Genomic DNA, 238 nt, shown 5'->3' on the forward strand with positions numbered 1-238 from the left:
AAGATGAAAATGTAACGATTTTACCCCATTCTTCCTACTCCGAGACTTTCTATCAAGCAAAGTCTTGGGATCAAGTGCGCCGTGTCTGCCAATTTTCACAAAGAAAGGAAGGAGAACTCTTCTATGATGTTACTTCTCTTGTGACCAATCTAACTGGTGGAGTTAGCCAGGAATATTTTCAACTTTATCGAAAACGGGGACAGTCTGAAAATTTCATAAAAGAGATGAAATCTGGATT

The 238-nt window shown here is 38.7% G+C and carries 1 protein-coding gene; it reads left to right on the top strand.

Going from position 1 to position 238, the window contains the following annotated elements:
• Window positions 1-238 (top strand): transposase (locus E4T71_RS09605; RefSeq protein WP_194181282.1); only part of this gene is annotated, 238 nt, incomplete at both ends.

Source organism: Streptococcus sp. WM07, from assembly GCF_004570525.1.
In the GTDB taxonomy this organism is placed as follows: Bacteria; Bacillota; Bacilli; order Lactobacillales; family Streptococcaceae; genus Streptococcus.